This window comes from Candidatus Gracilibacteria bacterium (assembly GCA_010119145.1).
In the GTDB taxonomy this organism is placed as follows: domain Bacteria; phylum Patescibacteriota; class Gracilibacteria; order BD1-5; family UBA6164; genus JAACSU01.
Map to the genome: position 1 here is coordinate 17,048 of JAACSU010000010.1, position 22,765 is coordinate 39,812.

The 22,765-nt window shown below is 31.4% G+C and carries 25 protein-coding genes; 13 read left to right on the plus strand and 12 right to left on the minus strand.

Going from position 1 to position 22,765, the window contains the following annotated elements; all coding sequences use genetic code 25:
• Positions 1 to 31: 31 nt before the first annotated feature.
• Positions 32 to 1,495 (plus strand): hypothetical protein, encoded by a 1,464-nt coding sequence (locus GW846_05740; GenBank protein ID NDK10248.1) that lies wholly within the window; start codon positions 32 to 34, stop codon positions 1,493 to 1,495.
• 93 nt (positions 1,496 to 1,588) lie between these two features.
• Positions 1,589 to 2,029, plus strand: coding sequence for a hypothetical protein (locus GW846_05745; protein ID NDK10249.1), 441 nt, complete (start codon positions 1,589 to 1,591; stop codon positions 2,027 to 2,029).
• 34 nt (positions 2,030 to 2,063) lie between these two features.
• Here GW846_05745 and GW846_05750 read toward each other — a convergent pair whose 3' ends face one another.
• Positions 2,064 to 2,729 carry a DUF2461 domain-containing protein gene (locus GW846_05750; GenBank protein NDK10250.1) on the minus strand — a complete coding sequence of 222 codons (666 nt, stop codon included), beginning with the start codon at positions 2,727 to 2,729 and terminating at the stop codon, positions 2,064 to 2,066.
• Positions 2,730 to 2,873: 144 nt separating this feature from the next.
• Positions 2,874 to 3,911 (minus strand): hypothetical protein, encoded by a 1,038-nt coding sequence (locus tag GW846_05755; protein NDK10251.1) that lies wholly within the window; start codon positions 3,909 to 3,911, stop codon positions 2,874 to 2,876.
• 67 nt (positions 3,912 to 3,978) lie between these two features.
• On the opposite strand from GW846_05755, the gene GW846_05760 reads away from it, so the two are divergent.
• From GW846_05760 to GW846_05780, 5 genes are read left to right on the plus strand one after another with little or no spacing between them, the layout of a single operon-like run.
• Positions 3,979 to 4,407 (plus strand): DUF2177 family protein, encoded by a 429-nt coding sequence (locus tag GW846_05760; GenBank protein NDK10252.1) that lies wholly within the window; start codon positions 3,979 to 3,981, stop codon positions 4,405 to 4,407.
• On the plus strand, positions 4,407 to 5,171 hold the full coding sequence (locus GW846_05765; GenBank protein NDK10253.1) for a DUF1295 domain-containing protein: 765 nt from the start codon (positions 4,407 to 4,409) through the stop codon (positions 5,169 to 5,171). Before GW846_05760 ends, GW846_05765 begins: the two co-directional genes overlap by 1 nt.
• 8 nt (positions 5,172 to 5,179) lie before the next feature.
• Positions 5,180 to 5,851 (plus strand): arylesterase, encoded by a 672-nt coding sequence (locus GW846_05770; GenBank protein NDK10254.1) that lies wholly within the window; start codon positions 5,180 to 5,182, stop codon positions 5,849 to 5,851.
• Between the two features lie 3 nt (positions 5,852 to 5,854).
• Positions 5,855 to 6,514, plus strand: coding sequence for an ABC transporter ATP-binding protein (locus tag GW846_05775; GenBank protein NDK10255.1), 660 nt, complete (start codon positions 5,855 to 5,857; stop codon positions 6,512 to 6,514).
• A gap of 58 nt (positions 6,515 to 6,572) precedes the next feature.
• Positions 6,573 to 8,897 carry a hypothetical protein gene (locus GW846_05780; protein ID NDK10256.1) on the plus strand — a complete coding sequence of 775 codons (2,325 nt, stop codon included), beginning with the start codon at positions 6,573 to 6,575 and terminating at the stop codon, positions 8,895 to 8,897.
• Between the two features lie 13 nt (positions 8,898 to 8,910).
• Here the strand turns inward: GW846_05780 and GW846_05785 are convergent, their stop codons facing one another.
• Positions 8,911 to 9,783 carry a hypothetical protein gene (locus GW846_05785; GenBank protein NDK10257.1) on the minus strand — a complete coding sequence of 291 codons (873 nt, stop codon included), beginning with the start codon at positions 9,781 to 9,783 and terminating at the stop codon, positions 8,911 to 8,913.
• Positions 9,784 to 9,923: 140 nt separating this feature from the next.
• On the opposite strand from GW846_05785, the gene GW846_05790 reads away from it, so the two are divergent.
• Positions 9,924 to 10,601 carry a hypothetical protein gene (locus GW846_05790; GenBank protein ID NDK10258.1) on the plus strand — a complete coding sequence of 226 codons (678 nt, stop codon included), beginning with the start codon at positions 9,924 to 9,926 and terminating at the stop codon, positions 10,599 to 10,601.
• A 30-nt stretch (positions 10,602 to 10,631) separates the two neighbouring features.
• A complete protein-coding gene (locus tag GW846_05795; GenBank protein ID NDK10259.1) occupies positions 10,632 to 11,111 on the plus strand; it encodes a hypothetical protein in 480 nt (159 codons plus the stop codon).
• On the opposite strand, the gene GW846_05800 is transcribed toward GW846_05795, so the two are convergent.
• The 3 genes from GW846_05800 to GW846_05810 are packed head-to-tail and all read right to left on the minus strand — an operon-like array spanning position 11,108 to position 12,888.
• Entirely contained in the window at positions 11,108 to 11,875 is a 768-nt protein-coding gene (locus tag GW846_05800) for an adenylyltransferase/cytidyltransferase family protein (GenBank protein NDK10260.1), read from the minus strand. The genes GW846_05795 and GW846_05800 overlap by 4 nt on opposite strands.
• Positions 11,868 to 12,317, minus strand: coding sequence for a 6,7-dimethyl-8-ribityllumazine synthase (gene ribH, locus GW846_05805; protein ID NDK10261.1), 450 nt, complete (start codon positions 12,315 to 12,317; stop codon positions 11,868 to 11,870). The genes GW846_05800 and ribH overlap by 8 nt, the downstream gene beginning before the upstream one ends.
• 1 nt (position 12,318) lies before the next feature.
• Complete coding sequence (locus tag GW846_05810; protein NDK10262.1) at positions 12,319 to 12,888, minus strand: riboflavin synthase; 570 nt, start codon at positions 12,886 to 12,888, stop codon at positions 12,319 to 12,321.
• Positions 12,889 to 12,985: 97 nt separating this feature from the next.
• Here GW846_05810 and GW846_05815 point away from each other — a divergent pair, with 97 nt between their 5' ends.
• Positions 12,986 to 14,053 carry a prepilin-type N-terminal cleavage/methylation domain-containing protein gene (locus GW846_05815; protein NDK10263.1) on the plus strand — a complete coding sequence of 356 codons (1,068 nt, stop codon included), beginning with the start codon at positions 12,986 to 12,988 and terminating at the stop codon, positions 14,051 to 14,053.
• Positions 14,054 to 14,121: 68 nt separating this feature from the next.
• On the opposite strand, the gene GW846_05820 is transcribed toward GW846_05815, so the two are convergent.
• Positions 14,122 to 15,432 carry a type II/IV secretion system protein gene (locus GW846_05820; protein ID NDK10264.1) on the minus strand — a complete coding sequence of 437 codons (1,311 nt, stop codon included), beginning with the start codon at positions 15,430 to 15,432 and terminating at the stop codon, positions 14,122 to 14,124.
• 173 nt (positions 15,433 to 15,605) lie between these two features.
• Between GW846_05820 and GW846_05825 the strand changes: the two genes are divergently transcribed.
• On the plus strand, positions 15,606 to 17,117 hold the full coding sequence (locus GW846_05825) for an MFS transporter (GenBank protein NDK10265.1): 1,512 nt from the start codon (positions 15,606 to 15,608) through the stop codon (positions 17,115 to 17,117).
• A gap of 48 nt (positions 17,118 to 17,165) precedes the next feature.
• Entirely contained in the window at positions 17,166 to 17,459 is a 294-nt protein-coding gene (locus tag GW846_05830; GenBank protein NDK10266.1) for a hypothetical protein, read from the plus strand.
• Positions 17,460 to 17,499: 40 nt separating this feature from the next.
• Here GW846_05830 and GW846_05835 read toward each other — a convergent pair whose 3' ends face one another.
• From GW846_05835 to GW846_05855, 5 genes are read right to left on the minus strand one after another with little or no spacing between them, the layout of a single operon-like run.
• Positions 17,500 to 17,781 carry a hypothetical protein gene (locus tag GW846_05835; GenBank protein NDK10267.1) on the minus strand — a complete coding sequence of 94 codons (282 nt, stop codon included), beginning with the start codon at positions 17,779 to 17,781 and terminating at the stop codon, positions 17,500 to 17,502.
• A gap of 4 nt (positions 17,782 to 17,785) precedes the next feature.
• Positions 17,786 to 18,448 carry a 16S rRNA (cytidine(1402)-2'-O)-methyltransferase gene (rsmI, locus tag GW846_05840; GenBank protein ID NDK10268.1) on the minus strand — a complete coding sequence of 221 codons (663 nt, stop codon included), beginning with the start codon at positions 18,446 to 18,448 and terminating at the stop codon, positions 17,786 to 17,788.
• Between the two features lie 35 nt (positions 18,449 to 18,483).
• Positions 18,484 to 18,924 (minus strand): hypothetical protein, encoded by a 441-nt coding sequence (locus GW846_05845; protein ID NDK10269.1) that lies wholly within the window; start codon positions 18,922 to 18,924, stop codon positions 18,484 to 18,486.
• 23 nt (positions 18,925 to 18,947) lie between these two features.
• Positions 18,948 to 19,679 (minus strand): hypothetical protein, encoded by a 732-nt coding sequence (locus tag GW846_05850; GenBank protein NDK10270.1) that lies wholly within the window; start codon positions 19,677 to 19,679, stop codon positions 18,948 to 18,950.
• A 6-nt stretch (positions 19,680 to 19,685) separates the two neighbouring features.
• Positions 19,686 to 21,998 carry a type IV secretion system DNA-binding domain-containing protein gene (locus tag GW846_05855; GenBank protein NDK10271.1) on the minus strand — a complete coding sequence of 771 codons (2,313 nt, stop codon included), beginning with the start codon at positions 21,996 to 21,998 and terminating at the stop codon, positions 19,686 to 19,688.
• 299 nt (positions 21,999 to 22,297) lie between these two features.
• Between GW846_05855 and GW846_05860 the strand changes: the two genes are divergently transcribed.
• The gene (locus tag GW846_05860; protein NDK10272.1) at positions 22,298 to 22,750 is read left to right on the plus strand and encodes an RNA methyltransferase; all 453 of its coding nucleotides are present in this window, start codon (positions 22,298 to 22,300) and stop codon (positions 22,748 to 22,750) included.
• The last annotated feature ends 15 nt before the right edge of the window (positions 22,751 to 22,765 follow it).

A 22,765-nucleotide genomic window follows, 5' to 3' on the forward strand; every position in this document is an offset into this window, starting at 1 on the left:
TGTATATAATCTGAAAAAATAAATAATACACATGTCAAAAACTGCACAATTTATACTCTACAATCAACTCAGAGAAGACTATCTTGATATGTCACTTGAGCATTTTTGTTATGTACATCATACGGGAAAAATTAACTTTTTAGAACAAGAACTCAAACTCAATACTGCCAGTAAAGTCATAGATTATGCTGGATGATATAATCTCGTAGAGAGCTTACAAAAATCATGAAAAAATGCTGAATTTATCTGTGCTGCTAATTTTTTTGAGTGAATGCTCACTTTTGCTCAAAAAAATAATATTTCTAGTTTTATTATCATAAAACCAGTAGAAAATTATGTATTTGAAAATATTTTAAAGCTTCAAAAAAAATTAAAAAAACAAAATATAGAATTAGAAATGAGAGAAGATACGCAGAGTTTTTTCATATCTCATGCACTTTTTGAAAAGCAGTACAGCAAACCTCCTGTTATGGAAAACTTTTACCGATATATGAGAAAAAAGTTTGAGATTATGGTCGATAACGACTGAAATCCAGAGTGAGGAAGTTGGAACTATGATAGTGAAAATAGGTCTTTTGATAAAAAGCATCAAGCAACAAAATTATTTAGTTGAGATAAAAATGAGGGACTACAAAAAGCAGAAGCATTTTATAATTTTGAGCTCAAGATATTTCAACCAACAAAGAGAGAAGAAGCACTTCTAATGCTTAATTATTTTGTACAAAATCACTTAGAGCGATTTTGAGAACTTGAGGATGCGATGTATCAAAATGACCCGTATGTCTATCACTCGATGCTCTCAACGAGTATTAATTTTGGTCTATTATCTCCCAAAGAAGTAGTACTACGAGTAGCAAATACTGATACAGCGCTTAATAATAAAGAGTGATTTATCAGGCAAATTCTTGGATGGAGAGAGTATATGTATCACTTTTTTCAACACTATAAAGACTCTATGTACTTAAGGAATCACTTTGAACATGAGGCAGATCTCCCAGATTTCTTTTGGAGTCAAGTAGAGAAGTCAGATATGAACTGTCTAACTACAACACTGAAGCAAGTTCAAGACGAAAACTTTTCTCATCATATACAGAGACTCATGGTGATAGGTAATTTTTCACTTTTGACTGAGCGTGATCCTCATGAACTCAATAGATGGTTTTTTGAATACTATACAGATGCCTTTGAATGGGTTGTGAGTCCAAATGTGCTCGCTATGAGTCAGTTTTCTGACTGAGGAAGACTCGCAACAAAACCTTATATTGCGAGTGCAAACTATATAAACAAAATGTCAGATTACTGTAAAAACTGCAGTTATAATTACAAAGAAAAATACACAGAAGATGCCTGTCCATTTAATTATTTGTATTGGGCTTTTGTTGATAGAAATAAAACAGCATTTGAGGGGAGGCAACCTTTTGTGATTTCTAATCTTAAGAAAATAGATGTTGAAAAAGTACAAGAACTCAAATCAAAATTTATGAAAAAGTTATAAAAATTTTTGACAGAAGTATATATCCTGAATATAATTAGCACAGAAATTAGTTTTGTGCTAATTTCTAACATTTATATTTTAATTTTTGGTATTATGTTTCAATGAAAAATATATTCCTACCAAAATGTAAATGGTCAGGAAAAATCATTTGAGAAATCTTTTGATAACTATGAGGAGTATAAGAGCTTTATGGGAGGAAATAACTTCTTTGGAAATTTCTTAGGTTCTGGGAATAGTTTCTTTGATTTATATCTCAATAACTTTTTTGATAGGAAATTGGCTTTAACTGGATGAGAGATGCAGGATAAAGAGTCATGAGATCTTCCAGTAAATCTTGATAGATATGAGCAAGAAATTCAAAAAATAGAAATGAGTGAAAAAGAAAAAGATTCTAGAAGGAAAAAGCTAGAATCTGCAAAGACTCGTCTTTGAGAGTATAAAAATAAATTTGAAACTTCAGGAAAAAAAGAACTTTTGAAAGAACTCGAAGAAGATATGAAAAAAATCGATGCAGAGATGAAATCTCTGTCATAAAATATAAAAAATCTCTCAATATCGAGAGATTTTTTTATATATGAATTGCGTTTAACCAATCATTTAGGGGTTTAAGTGCCATAATTCTTTTTTCATATTCTCTGTATCCGTCTTCTGATTCTACTTCTATATCTGAGAGATAACTTCTCACAGAAAATGTTTTAAGATTGAGTAAATCGATATATTTGTGATCTTTTGAATATCATCGGGGAGAGGTTTTGAGTTTGTTTCTTTGATTAAGTTCTCAAAAATATTTCTTAAACTTTTTTTCGTTTAGTATTTCTTCGAGTTCATGTCAGTGAGTTGCTACTTTTTCTCGAATCTTTTCTAGATATTCTCGACTTGGAGCATAGTTTCCTCCACCCATAAAATTATTAAAGGGTTCTATATGCAGATAATAACATGCTCTAAATTCTTTATTGGCTTTTCAACCTGGGCAAACATATCCACTCATGTGAGCTTTATAGGGGAGTTTGCTTTTTGAGAATCTCACATCACGATTTATACGAAACATATGTTTTTCAGCTTCTGCGTTATCTATATTTACATCAACTTTTTCAGCAAGTTTCGTAAAAGTATCTAACTCATCCATAAAATTTTTTCTCGCAATTTCATAATCCTTTTTATGACTATGAAACCACATTCGGTCATTGTGTTCTCGCAGATTTTTGAGAAAATTAAAAGTATGTTCTTGAATCATCTAACAAAAAAATAATAGTATATTTGTGAATATACTATTATTTTTGGGTATGAGAAGTGTAAAAGAGATTAGTTAGTTTTATTTCTATTCGTTGAAATTTCTCTTCTGGTAATTCATATTATTTATCTATATTTCAATTAAAGTTTAAAATAAACTCAAACTACTCCCAAACTCTAACTCTTCTACATATCCCTCCTCAAACCCTCTGACTTTAAGATTTTCGAAAGTGTGAAAATCGTGAGTTCAGGATTGTATCTGTGCGTAACAGACAAGATAGGGAGTTTCGTGCTGACTGTAGGATTTAATTTCTGGAGGGCGAACTGAGAGCTCGAGTCCGTATTTCTCTGAGAAGTAATTCTGAATCATAGCTCTTGGATCAGAGGTATTTCTTCCTATGAGAAATGGAGAGAATTCAGTGTATTTGCTAAAGTATATTTTGTGATTTTCGTGAAGGATTGCTATGACGTACGCTTGTTTGGTTGGAAAAGTAGATTTTTTCTTTTCCTTTACTGGTTCGAGTTCTCAGCGAGTTTGATAAAATTTAGATTCGGGAAATGGGTAGGTTTCCCAGTTTATTCCAGAAATATTATTCAGAGAAACGGTCGCTCCGTAATCCATGAGAGCATTGTTGATATCTCGAGCTGAGATATCTGATTTTTGAAAATCACGCATGATATTTTCTTTATCCTCTTTACTCAGCTTCTGAAATTTATTTCCAAAGAAGTAGCGAGAAAATATTTTTTCTAAATTGGTATCAAAGGAGAGTGTTGGAATATCGTAGGCAAAAGCTCTAATAGCTTCGGCTGTGTAGGGTCCAACTCAAGGAAGCGTTCGAAGGAGTTCTGTTTCTTCTGGAAAAACTCAGCCAAAATCAGAGACAACTTTCTCAGCTGCTTTGAGCATATTACGAGCTCTCGAATAATATCAGAGTCATTTGTAATATGGAAAGAATTCTTCATAGGTCGCAGCTGCTAAATCCTGAATTGTAGGAAAAGCCTCAAGAATATTTTCAAAGTAGGATTTTACTCGCTTAACTTGCGTTTGTTGAAGCATCGTTTCAGCGAGCCAGACTCTGTATCCGAGCTCTTTTTCAGAGAAATTATAATCTCTCCAGGGAAGTGAAGTTCGTCAGTTAATTTGATACCAGGTATGGAGCTCTAAAAAAGGAAATTTGGAAATCATATTCTTACAATTGTAATACAAGTTGAGACTAGTATACTGATATAAATTATATTTTAAATTCGTATATATGGATATCTTGAAAATAATCCTAACTTTTGCAGTTGGGTACGGAGTTATCCTTATTGGTGATGCTATATTTTTGGGGAGGGTGATGCATCAATTTATTATCGATAAGTTTGGTCCATTAGTTGAATCCTCCAATGGAAGTATCAATATGAATCTTGGAGTAGGACTTGCTGCGTGGTTTGTGATCGTGATGATGATATATGTTTTTGTACTCAAATCTGGATATGCAGTGTCATATTGAAGTATTGCATTGTGATGAGCAATAATGTGATTTTTGATGTACTCGATGTATGACCTCACAAATCTTACTTTTTTGAAAGATTATCCAGTAAGTTTTGTTATTACAGATATAGCGTGGGGAACTTTTCTTTGTTCAGCTATTGCTGTTGCTATGTACGCGTTTTCTATTTGGATAAATAAAGTAATCTAATGTCTGAAGTTCTTATTTTTCTCGTCATATCTTATATTATTCTTTATGTAGTATCCCTTAAACTGAGAGATAACTCAATAGTAGATGTATTTTGGGGTTTTTGATTTGTTGCAATAGCCTGGATTACTCTTATTTGAAATGATACATACATTCTTCCTCAAGTCTTACTTACGCTCCTTATAACTGGATGGTGAGTGCGATTAACTTTGAATATCTTATCTAAAAAACTTCCATATAAATGAGAAGATAGACGATACGCGAGATGGAGAAAACAATGGACATACTTTAAACTAAGAAGTTTCTTTCAAGTATATGTGCTTCAAGGGGTTCTCATGTTTATCATTTCTCTTCCGATAATATTTTTAAATACTCAAAGTTGATTTGAAACTAACTTTGCTCTTACACTTATTGGATGACTTTTAGCTCTATTTTGACTTTTATATGAATCCAGAGCAGATGCTGAACTTGCTTGATTTATAAAAAATAAAAAGGATTGAGATATTCTTATTTCTGGTCTTAGAGCATTTCATAGGTTCCCACAGTACTTCTGAGAATCAGTATTTTGGTTTGGGATTTGTATTATAGCTTCTCAAATAAGTATTCTCGTATTTGTATCTTGGATACTGATTACTTTACTAGTTCGATTTGTTTCTGGTGTACCTCCAATGGAAGAGCATTATAAAGATAGTGCGAAATACCAAAAATATTCAACTCACACTCCAATATTTTTTCCAAGATGGGGAAAAGCGTTTTGTATAAAATAATTTAAATTATGAAAATATTCCTATTGCTTTGATTTCTCTGACTCTTACTCAGTTCATGTTTAAATTCAAATGAAACATCTATGATTCAAAATAACGAAGATAATATCTCTGAAATAACTCAAGATAAACAAGTTATAATTGCACTATGAGACAGTCTCACTGCTTGATATTGACTTGATATTTCTGAAAGTTACCCGAGTAAATTACAGCAACTCTTATCTCAAGATTGATACAATTATAAGCTTGTCAATGCGTGAGTGAGTGGAGATACCTCTCAAAACTTACTCAATCGAGCAAATCTGTATCTTGACCAAAATCCCGATATAGTATTACTGATGATTGGATGAAATGATGGACTGAGAGGACAATCGGTTGATGATTTGAAAAAGAATATTCAGAGTATAATAGATATGTATTCGTGAGAGTCTGAGATTGTTTTATGAGGAATGGAAATTCCTGCTAATTTTTGATTAAGTTATACCAGAGAGTTCAAAAAGATGTATTTTGATATAGCAAAGGAAAATAAAGACATATACTTTTTAGAATCATTTCTCAAAGATGTATGATGAGTAACTTCATTGAATCAAGGAGATAGAATACATCCAACAAGTGCATGATACGATATAATAGCTCAAAATCTCTATGAGTTTTTACAAGACGAGGAAATACTTCAAAAATAAATAATGATAGAAATACAAAAATTGGAAAAACACTTCTCTGTTGCAGGGGAACGTGTAGATATATTTAAAGATGCTGACTTTAATCTTTGAGATGGAGATTTTATTGCTATTGTTTGACCAAGCTGAAGTGGAAAATCTACTTTTTTAAATATTCTCTCATGAATCGACAGAGAATATACTTGAAGTGTTACAATCGATAAAAATAATATATCAAAACTGAGTGACGCTTCAATGACTCGTTTTAGAGGACAAAATATTTCTTATATTTTTCAAAACTTTAAACTCATTGAAAACTTAACTGTGAAAGAGAATATAGATCTAATTGTTGATTTAAATAAACTGGAAAGAAACTTTAGTACGAAGGAAATACTTACCATAGTTGGGCTTGAAAACAAAATAAACTCGTATGTATACAATCTCAGTTGAGGAGAGTCTCAAAGAGTTGCGATAGCTCGAGCCTTTGTTTGAAAAACAAAACTTTTACTTGCTGATGAGCCAACTTGAGCTCTTGATATTGTAAACAAAAAAATAGTTATGGAACTCATTGTCCGATTACAAAAACAAATATGAAATACGATTGTCCTGATTACGCATGATGATGAAGTAGCAGAACTTGCTGAAAAAATATATAGAGTACACGATTGAAAACTAGAACTCACATAACCCCTCACTCATGTTATTTACTGTTTCAAAAATTATTTACCAAAGTTGAAAGAGCTATTTGCTCTTTATTTTTCTTGCTACTTTTTTAAGTCTTTTTTCTTATATACTTTCGAGTAATATAATTTTTTCTGTAAACGAGTATCTCAAAGAGCAAACTCGACCATTATTATGAGGTGATATTGTCTTTTCTTGAAATTCAGAGTTTGATAGAGCTTATTTTGATGAGACCTATACAGATAAACTCAAAATTGCACATACTATAGAAACTCAAACAAGTATTTTTGACACGCAGCAGCAGCCAAGTCTTATTGATCTCGTATATCATGATGAATCCTATCCTATTTATGATACTTTTTTGTATGACATAATCAATGAATCTGGAACACTCATAATAGATGCGTGATTATATGAAAAATTTTGAGAAAATATCACCATATTTTGAAAAGAATACTGAGTTTTATGAGTTATTACAGCGTCTCCACTATGAAACCTATCAGCATTTGCTGTAAGCTCAAAAATATATTTACCCATTTGAGAGTTTGATGCATCATTAAATAGTTCTAATTCTCGAATTGATAGAAAATATTATGCTTGATTTTACTGAGATTATAATCCTGAGATAGTTCAAACTATAGAAAATGATTCCAAATTTAGTTCAATGAGAATAAGAAGCTTAGAGGATAGAAATGAAAATATTTGAGAAATAACAGATAGACTTGGGCTCTTTATAAATTTCTTCAATCTGATAGTTTTTGTACTTACATTTTTTATAATTATTCTATCTTTAGAAACATTTTATAAAAAACTGAAACAAACTCTTGGATTATTAACCATTCTTGGTCTTTCCAAAACTAAAATGTTTATGTTTAATCTTGTTTTTATTGCTGGAATTTTCTTTATTGCTCTCATATTTGCAATTGTAATGAATGCTCTTGCCTTAGTGTTTTTATGAAATCTCTATGATTTTTTAATTTTTCATCCAGAATCTATTGTTCAGGGAATGTTAATCACATTAGTATTACTTTTGATTTGAGTATATTCTCCGTTTTACAAAATTTATACTTCGAGAATTAGAGATTTACTCAGTGATAGTTCATTTTTTTCAAATTTTGGGTTTGTGAATTATTTTGTGTATCTCTCTCTTATTTTTATTGGATTTTACGCGATAAGTGTCATATCTAATATACCTGTGTTTGAAGCATTCTTATATAGTTTATGATTTACAGGAACCATTATTATTCTCTATATTTTAAGTAGTTTATTATTGAAATTTATATATTTTCTGAGTCGATGACTCCTTAAAAAAATAAGTTTTTATAGTTTTGATGCTGTCCGTTCTACTATTAAGCCAGGAAATGTATCTTTTTTTATAGTATTTTCCTCATTTATTTCATTTCTTTCTATATTTGTATTTTTTGTATTTTCAGGAAGTTTCTTAAATTTTATTTCAAATTTTACAGCTACAAGTAATGATAGTTTTATTGTCGATGTATCACCTGATGATATAGAAATTACGAGACAATATTTTAGTGAAGAGGAAATATATACAATTACTCCACTCAGAATTTTACAAGTGGAAGGGATAGATATTTTAGAGTACTCAAATAGAATATGAGCTCGGCCAAGGCAATTTTCTCGAGAGTTTCTTTCAACTACAAGAAATATGGACTGAGATATCATAGTTTGAAATCCTATAAGTTCAAACTGAGTATCTGTAGACGAAGACTTTGCTTGAGAGCTCTGAATTGATATTTGAGATGAAATACTTTTTAGTTCAGCCTGATTAGAAAAAATTCTCACTGTCGAAAATATTCGAAAGGCTGTACGATCTGGAAGTAATCCATTTTTTTATTTTTCTGTATTTGAGCCTGATTTTGAGAACTTTCCTAAGAGATATTTTGTTTCTTATAAATCTGAGAATAAAGCTGAAAATATTCAGTTTGAATATTCACAAGCTGTAGGATGAGATGTAGTATTTATAAACGCGAAGGAGATTCTAGAAATAGTATTGGATGTGGCACAAAAAGTTCTCCTTATTATTTATTTCTGTCTCACATATGTTACTATATTTTCATTTCTTACATTTTTAGTCTCTATAAGTTTCTTGCGTAGTTTTAAAGATGGAAAGCTCAAACTTATGCATATTTTATGAGGGCAAAAAAATAAGCTTGAATCAGCAGTAACAGGAGAGTATATTTATCTCATGATCTTTTGACTCACCATTGCAGTATCTCTTTGAACTATAGCACTATTAACTCTTGAGTATTACGTAGAGTATTTTACTCTCGATACATCTTCATACATTCAGTGATTGTTGCTCGTTTTTTGACTCTTGTGACTTATGTCTTTATACCTGTTTTTACTAAAAAAATCTAAGAATTAATTCTTAGATTTTTTTAGTAACTCATGGCATTAATAACCTTAAGTCAGAGTTGAGCTATAGGCATAAGCGTTTCATACAAGCGAGATTTTAAGAGGATTACATCTGCGTGGACTATTTCAAGAAGATAGTGAATAGGAAAGTTATTTTCATAATCACTATACGCGTGATAGGCAATTGGAAATACTTTGTAACTGTGAGATATTTCTTGGGCAATTTCCGTCTCTATACTGTTTATAATAGTTGGAAGTTCTGTCAGAGTATATTGGTCATCTATTTTTATATCCTGACCATACGATTTACGCATCTCACTTTCATCTGCGAATCTATCTAATTGTGCGTAATATCATTTTAGGTATTCTAAATAATTTACGTAGGTACAAAGTTGAGTCGTTGTTTCCCTGAGTATGTTGAGTTTATTTTGAACGGTTTGATTATCACTCAGTGTGCACCCCAATGTATTACTAGATATTTCAAGTCTTTGGAGTCTTTGATCGAGTTGTCATCAGATAGAATCTTTCAGTTGACCGGAGTTTTCCTGTCAGAGCTCTTTATTTAAGAAATTTAATGAGTTTATTTGGGACTGTATGATGGCACATTTATATATGTTTCAAATATTTGCTCTGTAAAGCTCTTTAGCCGCATCTAATGCTGGAGCAGCAGCTTTTTGATTTTGGAACGCTGGGGTCGCGTCTCACGCATTTTCAAAGGGAAGTACGTTATACGTTGGTTTAGCTGACTCATATCCTTTGCATATATTTTCGTTTCTACATGTATAAAGTCCAAATCAGCTTTGAGATGCGCAAATTTCTTCAGCTCAAAAAACTCACTGGTTTTGAAATGTGAAGACCAGGAGTAGAATCAAAAATGATATGTATTTTTTTTTCATAAAATGGGTATCGCTAATTTATGAGTTTTAGTATAAAGATTGTTCAATGTCACGCAAGTTTTTGCCACTTATTTGACTTTGAGAAGCTTTTTTTTAGTATAGTTACAGTAAGCTGTTTTTCTCTATTTTTCAAATAAATCATGAAAATAATATCTATATTTTTTACACTTATTCTTACAATTGCTTGGGGATATACATCTTGGTACTGGTACACATGTAATGTAAAATGATTCTGTACTGACACTATTGCTGCAAATACGCTCGTTTCGAATACTTGAGCTCTCACTGAAGATAGCTTTGATGAGATAAATCCATCTTCGTCATCTGATTCAAGTGGAACTCAAAGTCTTTCTAGTAATGATGTCCTCCTTTGAAATAATGATCTATCTCAGTGAAGTGTTAATACTGAATTAGACGTTCCAGAATCATCAACTGGAAGTTCGTGAACACTGTTAGAAGCTCTCGAACAAGAGACTATGACTCAAAATGGAGATTTAATCAAAGAAAAAGTACCTGTATTTTCATCAAATACTTGAACGAGTAGCTGAGATTGAGTATGTTCTGATAATTTCGTTGGCCCTATAGCCTTCGGTTGAAATAACAGTACAATACAAGTTCAATATCTTGAAAATTTTCTGAATTCTATAGGAAATAATCTTACAGTAGATTGAAGTTATGATGCAGATGATTTTGAAGCCGTAAAAGCTTTTCAACTACTCTATAGAGCAGATGTTTTAGACCCGTGGGATATTAACCAGCCTACATGATACGTGTTTACTACTACTATTTCTAAAATGAAAGAACTCGCTTGCCAATAAGATTCAATTAAATTATTATACACTCATCCTATGTTTGAATACCTACCCTCCGATGCAACACTCTTTGAATCGAGTTTTGAGATATTAATTATCCTCGCTGGAACATTTTTTTTAGGAATGATGTTTGGTTGGCTGATTAAACCAGTTTCAAAAATTAAAAATTACACTGAAGCCTCTAAATTAAACTCTCTACAAGAAAAAAAAATATTTGAGAAAGATGATGATGAAATATTTGAGGAAATAGTCACTTGAGATATTACACTCATAATCTGAATAGACTCAAAAATTAAAAAACTTTTAGCGTTAAAATGAGTACATAACTTTGCAGATATTGTTCGACTTGATGTCGCATGATTAGAACAAATATTACTTGAAGCGGGGAATTGATATACTAACTATATCCCAACTACTTGGCCTGACCAAGCGAGACTTGCTTCTCTTTGAAAATGGACGGAGCTTGAAGAATATCAGGAAATACTCTCACATTCAAATCAAAAAAAACAACACTAATGAGTGTTGTTTTTTTGTTTTAGGAGTGAGCTCTTAAATATTTCAGGTTGAAAAGCTTTTATTGTGATAATATGACTACTCAGTCATAGCTCTTTGAGGGTTTTAGGAAGGGAGTCTACATATTTTCAACGTTGATCATATCCTAGGCATATAGAAAAGGGTTTATATTTTTCAAGCCATTGCATAGGACGAGTATTACTTCAAGCTTCGATGATATCAGAAATACCAAGCGCATTTAATGAATGTATTCTATCACTCATAGTATAGTCAGGTTTTTTTCATTTAATTCTTTCTATATTTTCATCACTTGCCACAACAGTAATGAGTGTATTTCAAAATTTCGATGCTTGTTTGAGATAATATTCATGTCATGGATGTATGTGATCAAAACTTCAGAAAGTGAGCACGGCTAAAACTATATTTTCTGCTTCAAATTTGTCTTGAGTAATTTGTCATCTTAGTGCGTCAAAACTATCAAATTTCTTATTTTCTCGTAGTTTTTTGAGGAGAATTATTTCCACTATCTCCCCATAAATTTCTTGACTGAAGTTAAATATATGGGCTTCAAAGAGGTTTTTTCCTTCTAAATATGTTCCAACTCAATCATATATTTTATTACATATAACTGCTCGAATAACATAGACTCAAAAATGTATTGTACGTGAATCTAAATGAATATTGAGGGTAGGAAATCAGATAGTTCTTCATAGTTTTTTCCCATGAAGCACTACTCATGATATTTGCTGTATTGTAATATTAGACATCGAGACTTGCTGATAATAAATTGAGTCCAGAAATACCAAGATTTGCGTTTATACGCTCTTCAACTTGTTCTTTGTTTTCACAGGTAAGAAGCCCAAAAATAATAGGGGTTTTATACTTCACAGTTGCATTCATGATTCACCTTGCTGTTTCATTACATACGTAGTCATAGTGACTGGTTGCTCAACGTATTACGACTCAAAAACAATAAATAAGATCAAAATTTCAGTGCTTCATAATTCTTTCTATCATACCTGGAATTTCAAATGCTCCGGGAACTCTAAATTTTTTAATGTCTCTGAAATGATGTTCCTCGAGTAATTTTTCAGTAAGATTTTCAAGTTGAGTTGTATAGAGACTATTAAAGTCAGCAGTGATGAATGCTATTTTTATATTTTTTGGAATATTTGAAATACTATTGAGTTCTTGGGTAAAGTCAGCCATATTATTTTGTATTAAGTATATATTTTCCTAGAAGATCAAACTCAATGTTTATACAATCAGATAGATTGATTTCTCATAGATTTGTCCAGTCTTGAGTTAAGGGAATGAGAGAAACGAGTATATATCAATCTGACTTTTCTGCAATAGTAAGACTCACTCCATTAAGTGCAATTGATCACTTTATTATAGTATACTTGGAAAAAGTTTCAGGAAAATTAATTCCTAATAAAAGTGATCCATCATCTAAGAGCTCTCTTTTTTTTACTAGGCCTATACAATCTATATGACCACTTACAAAATGTCAGTCTATTCTATCTGATACTTTGAGGGAACGTTCTAGGTTAAAAAAATCTCATGTTTTTTTAGATCAAAAATTTGTTTTAGCTAAGCTCTCTAACATTACAAAAAAACTATAGCTTTCTGAAGTAAAACCATTTATCGTCATACAAGCTCAATCATGAGCTATAGACTGTCCAAGTGTTAACTCGCTTCAGTACAAGTTTTCTACAGTATAGGTTCCATTTTCTATAGAAAGTATTTTTCCTTTTTTTTCGATAATTCAGCTAAACATTTTATAATATGATTATATAGAAGAGCAATCTATTTTTATTGCTTTATATGAGCATTTTAATAATATAAGTCTGTTTATAAAATAATTTTCTGACTTTATGATCTTTTCACAGAAAATAAGAGCCTTTACACTTGTAGAACTTATAGTTGTTATCACGATTATAGGAATACTATCTACAATTTGATTTGTCTCTTATTCTAATTACCTTACTTGAGCTCGAGATTCTAATAGAGTTTCACAAATGGTTAAACTTAATGACTCTATTCAAGTATATGGATCAAATAAATCTCTTCCACTTCCAGATGATTATATAGATATTACAGCAAGTGGTGCTACAAATATCATAGGATACCAAGGTTTTCTATGAGTAGACGTACTTGAAACTATTGATTATACGAACTGATGAACAGATCCTAAAGATGGAACATACTACACATACTATGTATCTAAAGATAGAACATCATTTCAACTCCTGACACTCCTTGAGGAATGAGGGTTAGTTTCTAAAAATACATTTTGAAATCAAGCAAATGCTGTTAATTATGATGAAAGGTTTGTAAAAGTTTATGGTAAGAAATTATGAATTCTCACTTCTACAGATCCAACTATTTACAACACTCCAGTACAAGATATTTCTTGACTTACGAGCGTCGACGTAGTGGCAACTACAAATACTTACATAGCTCATTTGTCAGATACTGATAAATTAGAGTGAACAGGAACTGTTCTGAGAGCAGCAAATCCAAAGGCAAACTGTAAGAGATTGAAACAAACTGGTAATGGAAATAATAGCTGAATTTATGAAATAAATCCAACTGGATCAGCAGTTGTAAGTGTATACTGTGATATGGAAATAGCAGGTGGTTGATGGACTCTTGTTGCTCGAAGTGTTACCTGAGGAACAGGAACTTTTAATCTTACTACTAATAACTGAACACTCACAAACTTAAATGCAGCATATACTCTAGCTTCTTCAAATTTGAAATATTCTGCTCAACTCTTCACAAGCTATAGTTTTGATAGAGTCATAGATAAATCGAAAGAAACTGCAGTTACAGCTGCAAGTTTAACGAGTGCTCCTCATACTCTTTCTGGTTCAGGTATAACAGGTTGAGTCGCTAATGACGGATACAACGCGAAACAAGGTATGTTATTTGTGAAATAATACATAATTCAAAAAAAGTATTCAAGGTATTAAAAAAATCTCTCCAATTTGGAGAGATTTTTTTACAGTTATATAACTCTAATTATTTCTTCGATAGTAGTAAATCATTTTAGAGCCTTGAGAATACCATCTTCTTTCATAGTTATAAGGTCTCAATTTCTCGCTTCATGAATTACCTGCTCTACAGAACCTCAAGATCTAATGATTTCTTTTATTTTTTCATTCAGGGTAATTATTTCATACACTCAGATTCGTCCTTTATACCCGGAATGATTACATTTTTCACATCAGGTTCCTTCATAGAGTTTCATACTTACACTTGATACTATATTCATTCCTGTTTCTTTCATCATAGCTTCAATGAGAGCGGTTTCTTGATTTGATTTTTCTCGCTGCACTTTACAATGAGGACATATTTTTCTTACGAGTCTTTGAGCAATAATTGTATCAAGTGCTGAAGCAAGGATATATGGTTTCAGTCCCATGTTTATAATTCTATCGAGCGTATCAGCTGCTGATTTAGTGTGTAGAGTAGAGAGAACGAGATGACCTGTAAGTGATGCTGAAGTAGCAGTTTGTAAAGTTTCAAAGTCTCTGATTTCTCATACCATTATTATATCTGGGTCTTGCCTGAGACATGCTTTAAGTCCACTCGCAAAAGTAACTCAATTTTTATCATCAATTTCCGATTGTACGATTCATTCAAGCTGATATTCGATTGGATCTTCAAGAGTAATTATCTTTTTTTCACGAGTATTGAGATGATTGAGTATGGTATAGAGAGTCGTAGTTTTTCATGAACCAGTAGGTCATGTTACTAAAATCATTCCTGATTTTTTTGATATGGCCTTTTCAAGCATTCTTTTAGATGTCCAAAAAAATCAAAGGTCTTCGAAATCAATAATAGCTTTTTGTGAATCTAGTATACGACATACAATGTTTTCTCCATAAGCAATAGGCAGGGTAGAGACTCTGACGTCAATTTTTTTCTCTCCTTCTAATTCAAAAGAATACTTCCCATCTTGAGGTATATTTGTAATATTAAGTTTTAAGTTTGAAGAGTATTTGAGTCTCTCAACTATTTTTTTGTACTGTATGTGTGTGAGTTTGAAAATATCAACGAGTACTCAGTCGATTCTAAATCGCACTAATACGTATTTTATAAAACACTCATAGTGAATATCCGAACTTCATAGTACCAAAGCTCAAAGAGTAATATCTTTGAGTACTTGTTGAGTATCTTGTTTTGCAAGTCACTCTATGACTTGAGATTCGATTTTTGAAAACCTTGAAGAAGAGTACTCTTTTTCAGGTGTTTTTTTCAATATTTCTTCTTTGAGTTTTTCTGTATCTACGCTTTGGATTTTGCCTGAAGCCATGATTTTTTAGATAATATTACAAGATACTTTCAGTATATCATATATAGAATATTTACACAAATATAGGAGTGGTGAGATAGAAATTTGATCTTAAAAAAACAAGTGAGATTTTTGAATTAAATAGGGAAATATGCTATCATATCGTATATACATATTTTTAAGACTACAATTGTATGGCCTGAGAAAAAAAAGTACTTGTTTCCGTTGATGGATGACTTACATGAAATCGTCGAAGGAATCTCCATTTAACAGTGGGGCTTTTGAGTTTCTCAACGATGATGTTTCATTTTACCACAGTATATTTTTTTACGCTTCAACTCCAATCACTTGCACTCGTTTGAATTTTTCTCTGACTAGGGAACCTCTTTGCATTTTTATTTGATGTGCCTATTGGTATTTTACAGTATTACTTTAAATCAAAAACGCTCTATCTCATGTGAGTTATATCACAGGTTGTTGCTATTCTTATATTTTGAAACTTTATTTTTGAAGTTACCAACTTTATAGCTGTGAGTGTCTCTGAAAATGCTTGAGTGTTAGAATGAGTATTACAGTTTTTTCTTTGAAGTGCTTTAAATCTTTTACTTTTGCTCATTGCTGCAATGTGTTATGGTTTCACAAAGGAGGTAAATGATATAACAAATATTTCATATGTCTTAAGTAATGCTACTCCTGATCAATACAAGTCTATTATCGCTCAAAATAATTTATTTACCTGAATTGGGTCATTTTTATGACTTCTCACTGCTTGATTTATTTTGACCTTTTCTCCTAAACTCATTATATTTCATATATTAGTTATCATTGTACTTATATTTGTACTCATGTACCGTTACTTTGATAATGAAACTACAACTCTCAATATTCATGAAGTTAAAAAGTTTCAGGTTTATTTCAAGCCCTGATTTCTTAATAAAACAAAGGAAGTTGTGGTAAAAACCGTGAGTAATATAGATTTAAAAAATACACTCTCTCAATCTAAATTTATATTTTTAAATCCGATTAAAATATCGGATGATATGATTTCTCTCTCTGAAATGAGGTCGAAAACATTAAAGAGTTTCAAGGAAATTTATGAAACACTTTCATATGCTTCTCATAGTTATCTCATTGTCTACTGGTCATTTATAATGTTGTTAACTTTTTGATTTTGGGATACTTTTGCCTCAACATTTCTTATTGAGTTTTTAGATCAAGTTCGGTCAGGTTGGAGTTTTATTCTGCTGGGTATTATTGCTATTCCTGCCTTTGCTCTGCAAGATATGTTTTGAAAACTTGCTGATAAAATTTGAGTGTACAAGGTTGCTGTTGCGTGACTTATACTCTCAGGTTCATCACTGATTATCATGTGATTTTTCGCAAGTGATCCTCAGTTCCTCATAGTTATGCCACTAGCTCTCCTAAACTCAGTTGGGTATTCTATTTGTATGAGTTTATCAGTTGCTACATTTCTAGAGAGTTATAATACGACCTACGCAGAAAAAAAGTGACTCAAACAAATCGATGCAAATGCTTCAGCTGCACCGATGAAAATCCTACAGAATTTTGCAAACGTAGTAGGACTCTTCCTTGGTTGAATCATATTATCTATCGCGTGATATGGTGGATTCTTTATAAGTTTTGGAGTATTTATTATCTGTTTCTTGATCTGGTCTCTTATTCACAAAAAGAAAATAATATCTTAAAATGCTCACTCAGGATATTTGCATAATTGAGACAGTTTTTTTGACTCAATGAACAACTTATGAGATACTCTATGTATTACTACTAATTGATACGATTGCATGATAGAAACAGTTATACGAAGCTATTACATATTTTTTGATGAGAAACTAAAAAGTAGTACATTTATAGTACTCGCTATAGCAGGAGTAGTTATGACTGTAGGGTCATTAGTTTGATGAGTGAGTGCTTCTTGACTCAGTGCTAATACACTCCAAATATCTCAGCAATATAGCCTAGACTCTAACATTATAATAATTGATGGGGTGAGTTATAAAATAGAACTTACAAAATTGAATCAATAAAATTATTAAATATAAAAAAACTCTCAAAGTTGAGAGTTTTTTATATAAAACTGAGTGTCATATTTTTGAGAGAAGGGAATCAAAGTTTTGTAATCTTCATGTCAAGGATTTCATGAATATTTCAAACAAGTAGTGAGAGCTCACTATTTATGAGCTTGTTATCAGTTTTTATAAATATCTTCTTTCACTTAATTTGAACTGATTTTACACTCACAGTATTTCAAGTTATATTTTTATATACTTCCTGGACACTGAGCGCAATTATAGATAACACAGTTATCTCATCTCGAGCATTTTTACGTAAAGATGTGCCTAAATCCATGAGATTATATTAGTATTACAAATTCTCATTTTATTTTTCCTGGGTTTTCTGAAAAATAAGCTATAACTTCCGTTACCGTTCCTCTTTGATAATTTTCAAATTTTTTAGTGAGTTCTCTTCCAACTACGATATGATGATCTGCTCAAAAGTATTTTAAGATATCCTTAAGAGTTTTTTCTAACCTATGAACACTTTCATAAATAACGACTGTTTCAGTTTTGTTTTCAGAGATACGTGTTAAGAGTGTTTGTCGTCACTTTTTAATTGGAAGAAATCAAAGATACAAGAAATGATGAGAACTCATTCCACTCGCTGATAATGCCGTAATTACAGCACTTGGACCTGGAAGAGCTGTGATCTCAATTCATTTTTCCAAGACAGCTTGGACCAGAGCATAACCTGGATCAGAGATACCTGGAGTTCACGCATCAGATATAAGAGCTACAGATTTTCCATTTTCTAGCATATCTATAATCTTTTCAACTTTTGCTATTCAAGAGTGTGAGTGATATGAAAGTGTTGGAGTATGAATATCATAATGCTTGAGAAGCACTCATGAAGTTCTCGTATCTTCACATGCAATATATTCTACCTCTTGTAAAATACGAACAGCCCGAAAGGTCATATCTTCAAGGTTTCAAATGGGAGTAGGGACGATGTAAAACATAAGTTTTGTAGGAAGTATATAATGGGATTTTAAAATTATTTTTTTCCCATTCTTGTAAGTCTATCTTTGATGGTACTGAAATCATAGTTTACATTGCTGACTACTTTTTCAGTTTCTTTTTTTGTGAGTTCTAATTTTTTATCAGAATCTTGTTTGAATTCTCAGAGTTTTTTATCAAATTTGTCTTCTATATTTTTAATGAGTTCCCCTTGTTTATTTAAGAGTTTTGATTTGAGCTCGTAGACTTCGGTTTCTAAACTTTTTATTCTTCTATTTGTAAATACCTTTCCAAAACTCAGGCCTGCCCAAATCATGAGCATATAGATAATAAAAAATAGAGTGATAGTAATAACCACAGGAATATCAAAACGAAAGAGCCAGAAGAAATTAATTTCTCTCGTAAGTGAAAAAATACCTATATTTATAATCAATAGAGCAATGAAGATAATTGCTGGAACAACAAGTAAAAATTTCATATTTTATTTGTGAAAAAAGTATATTAATCAGTATTTAATAATATGTAAATGAGGCAGTTTTTCTCATACAAATTTCAAATACAAAGTTCTCTACATATTTTTGTATCCTGTAAACTGAGACTTCATTGATGTCTTTTTTCTCAGACAGCATTTGAATTTACAAGTTGCTCTAATTGTAGGAAAAAATCACTTTCAAGCAAGGATTTTTTTAAAGATGAGTGAGAGTGAATATACTGAGAAAAATGCAACAAGTAAAGTCCATCTATTTTATTATTTTTAATTTTTTGGAGTGCCTGATAGAGTCTTCAAAGTCACAGAGTATAATGATTTGCATTTATGGCATAAAAACTCTTTTCAAGAACTTTATTTTCTGGAGCATGAGAGATTCACTTTTCTTGAATAAACTTACGAAATCACTCAGTTATTTTTATTTCTACTAAAAGATCTAGTACTTTTTGGTATCCTACTATTACAGCTGTCCCATCGAGATGGTAGCCCTCTAAAATATGCTCAAATAGTATTTCAGAGGACCTTATATTTTCTATAGTTCACTGTGGAATATCTTGAGGTGAAAAATCTTCTAAAAAATATTGTATCTTTTGTGTTACATTAAACTCTTTTCAAATAATAGTTGCATTATCTTTGATAAGCTTATTTTTACGTACTTGTTCTGCGTTTTCTATTTCTCGAGCCATCCATTCTTGGGCATGCTTCAGTTTTTTTTGAAGAAGTTCTATGTTTTGTGAATCTGTCATAGGTAGTTACTTTATTCAAATTCTATACTCTATTTCTTTACTGACAAATGCTTTGTCTCGTCAATATTTCAATCGAGATAGTTCTATAAAAGCTTTTGCTATTTTAGGATCTCAGGTTTCCAAGTAGGGATTAGTTGGAATAATTGAGAAAGGTGTAGAAGGTTGATTATCGATAGCCAGTTTCATAACTCATTTAAATTTATCCATATTAATAAGATCTGCGTCAGAAAATGTAGGTTGAAAATACTTTGCCATAAATTCTCCATCTTCTGGACCAACTTTATAACTCATGACTGATCATACATTTCAGAAAATCGCGTTTTTAAGATTGAGACTTGATTTTGTGAGCGCGTCAGATTTTTCTAGTTGACCAAGATATTGATGAGCCAGAACAAGTCAGAGTCGATACTTTCGAGCTTCAGAGAGAATAGATTCTATTGATGGAGTGACATAGTTTTGAAACTCATCTATATAAAGGTAGAAATCCTTTCTGTCTTCTTTTTCCATTCGTTGACGTTGCATCGCAGCTGTTTGTATTTTACTCACCACAATCATACCTAGGAGTTGAGAATTGAGGTCTCAGATTAAACCTTTTGAAAGATTAAGAAGAATAATTTTCCCCTCTTGCATTGACTGAGCAATATTAAACGAACTCTTTGTCTGTCAGATAATATTTCTCATAGTAGCATTTGTGATAAACCCTGAGAATTTAGCTGCAAAATACGGAATTATTTCTTGTTTTTCTCTTTGTCACATAGAAGCGTAGGTTTTTTCCCACCATGCTTTTACGATTGGATTTTTTACATTTCTGACATGATCTTTTTGAAAATCATCATCCGTAAAGAGTCTGATAATATCTGTGAGGGCTCAACCTTGGGGATACTCCATAAGAGTCAAAACTCAGTTGAGAAAATAATCTTGAAGTCTTGGGCCAAATACTTCGTTTCAAAATAGTTTTATCATTATATTAGTTGCATCTTGTGCTACCATATCTCGTTCTTCGGGAAGTGCTTCTAAGAGATTGAGACCAATTGGTCTACTCTCATCAGATGGATCAAATATGATGACATCATCAGCTCTTTCTCTTGGAATAAATGGGAGTAAATCTTTTACCAAATCACCATGAGGATCCATAATAGCAAGACCATCTCCATTGACAAAGTCTTGACGTGCCATTGCTTGTAAAATAGATGATTTACCAGTACCAGTTTGCCCAATAACATAAAAGTGTCTAAATCTATCTTCTGTTTTGATTCTGACTTCTTTTTTTACTCCTCTATGAATATTCTCTCAGAGTAAAAGTCATTCTTTTGGCATATCTTTTGGTGCTTTTACTATTTTGAAGTTTTGCCATTTTATTTCAGGTGTTTCATTATATCTTATATGTGGAAAATGAAATATCGAAGCAAGTTCTTCAGTATTTAAAATCATTTTTTTAAGCCAAAATGGCTTCGTGAAATATCTATAAATATAGTTTTTGATAAGTATTTTCTGATTATGTCGAATCGTGGGGTAGAATTTATTGAAGTCAGGATGTGAAAACTGTGTAAAACTACTTATTATATTTTTCAGTTCTATTTCAGTATCGTTTTGCTTATTTCCGGTTGTAATAACTCTAATAATTACTTCATATCCAGTTTTATCTCACTTCTCATCAACTGTTTTAGATCTATCTTGTGTGAGGGCACTAGAACTGTTATCCTGAGAACTTTTATCATCATTGTCATTATTTTGAAAAAACATTTCAAAGAGTGAAACTAACATCCTAATAGGATTGAGAGTAAAATGAGAACTTTTAGAATGCATCATGGTACTTGATATCTTTGTAGATTTACTTTGCCAATCGTCATCAATAGGTTTTACAAGAATTTGAATGGCTGCTGATTGATCTTCTTCTAGTTTTGAAAAAGCATTCGTAATGTTATTTATTGGGTCAGATTCAAGTTTTTGATATGTTTTTATTGGATAGGGAAATATCTTTTTAGTATTGAGGTAGGTATTTGCATATGATGTACGGTCTTTGAAAATATTCACTTCTTTCGTTTCTTCTATTATAGCATCTGGATAAAATCCATTAATCTGTTTTTCCAAAAGTTTTTTATAGTCTTTTGAACAGGTTACATAAAAGAGTATTTCTCCATCATGAGCTATATATTCAAAAGTAAGAATATCTTGGCCAAGAATTTTTGTTAGTATTTTAGATGAATGTGTACTTTTCAAAGAGGATAAAAGTTGCTCCATGAGTGAAACCATTTCTTTAAAATCTTTCGTGGTTTCCTTTTTTGCATCTGAATCAGAGTTCTTTTTTGGAAGTGTCACACGTAAAAAAACCGTCTTAAGTGTACGGGAATAGTTGTAACGTTTTTTCCAAAAATATAAAATAATGGAAAATAGTACAACCAACAGAGAAATAATACTAAGAGTTTCAAACATATTATATAGTTATATACATCTAGTATACTCTATATAGCTGAAATAATAAATCAAAACGTACTAGTTTCTTGAAATATATTTTGACTAATAGATGTTTTCATCCATCACTCTGCTTATTTTTATTTGAATACATTGACTTTTCATGCTTTTTTTTCAATATGAGTATATAAATCAATAAATAAATTATGAAAATTCTCTTACTCGACAATATCAGAAGCATGCAAAATGTGTGAGCTCTTTTTAGAAATGCTGACGGATCTGGTTTTCAAAAAATTTTTCTTACTGGATGTACTCCCACACCTCCTCGGAAAGAAATTTCTAAAACAGCACTGGGTTGAGAAAAATCTATAGATTGGGAATATTATTCAAGTGCTCAAGAGTGTTTACGTTACATTAAAAAATCTTGATTTACTATATACAGTATAGAGCTGGATGAGAAAAGTATAGATTATAAAAACCTGTATAATAATACACCATTAAACATCTGTCTTATATTATGAAACGAAATTAACGGTGTTCAAAGAACTTTGCTTGATGAATCAGATGAAATAGTTATGATACCTATGTTAGGAAAAAAAGAATCTCTCAATGTTTCAGTTGCGTGAGGAATAGTTATGTACGCTACGGTGAATACTTAGTAAATAAGAATATTT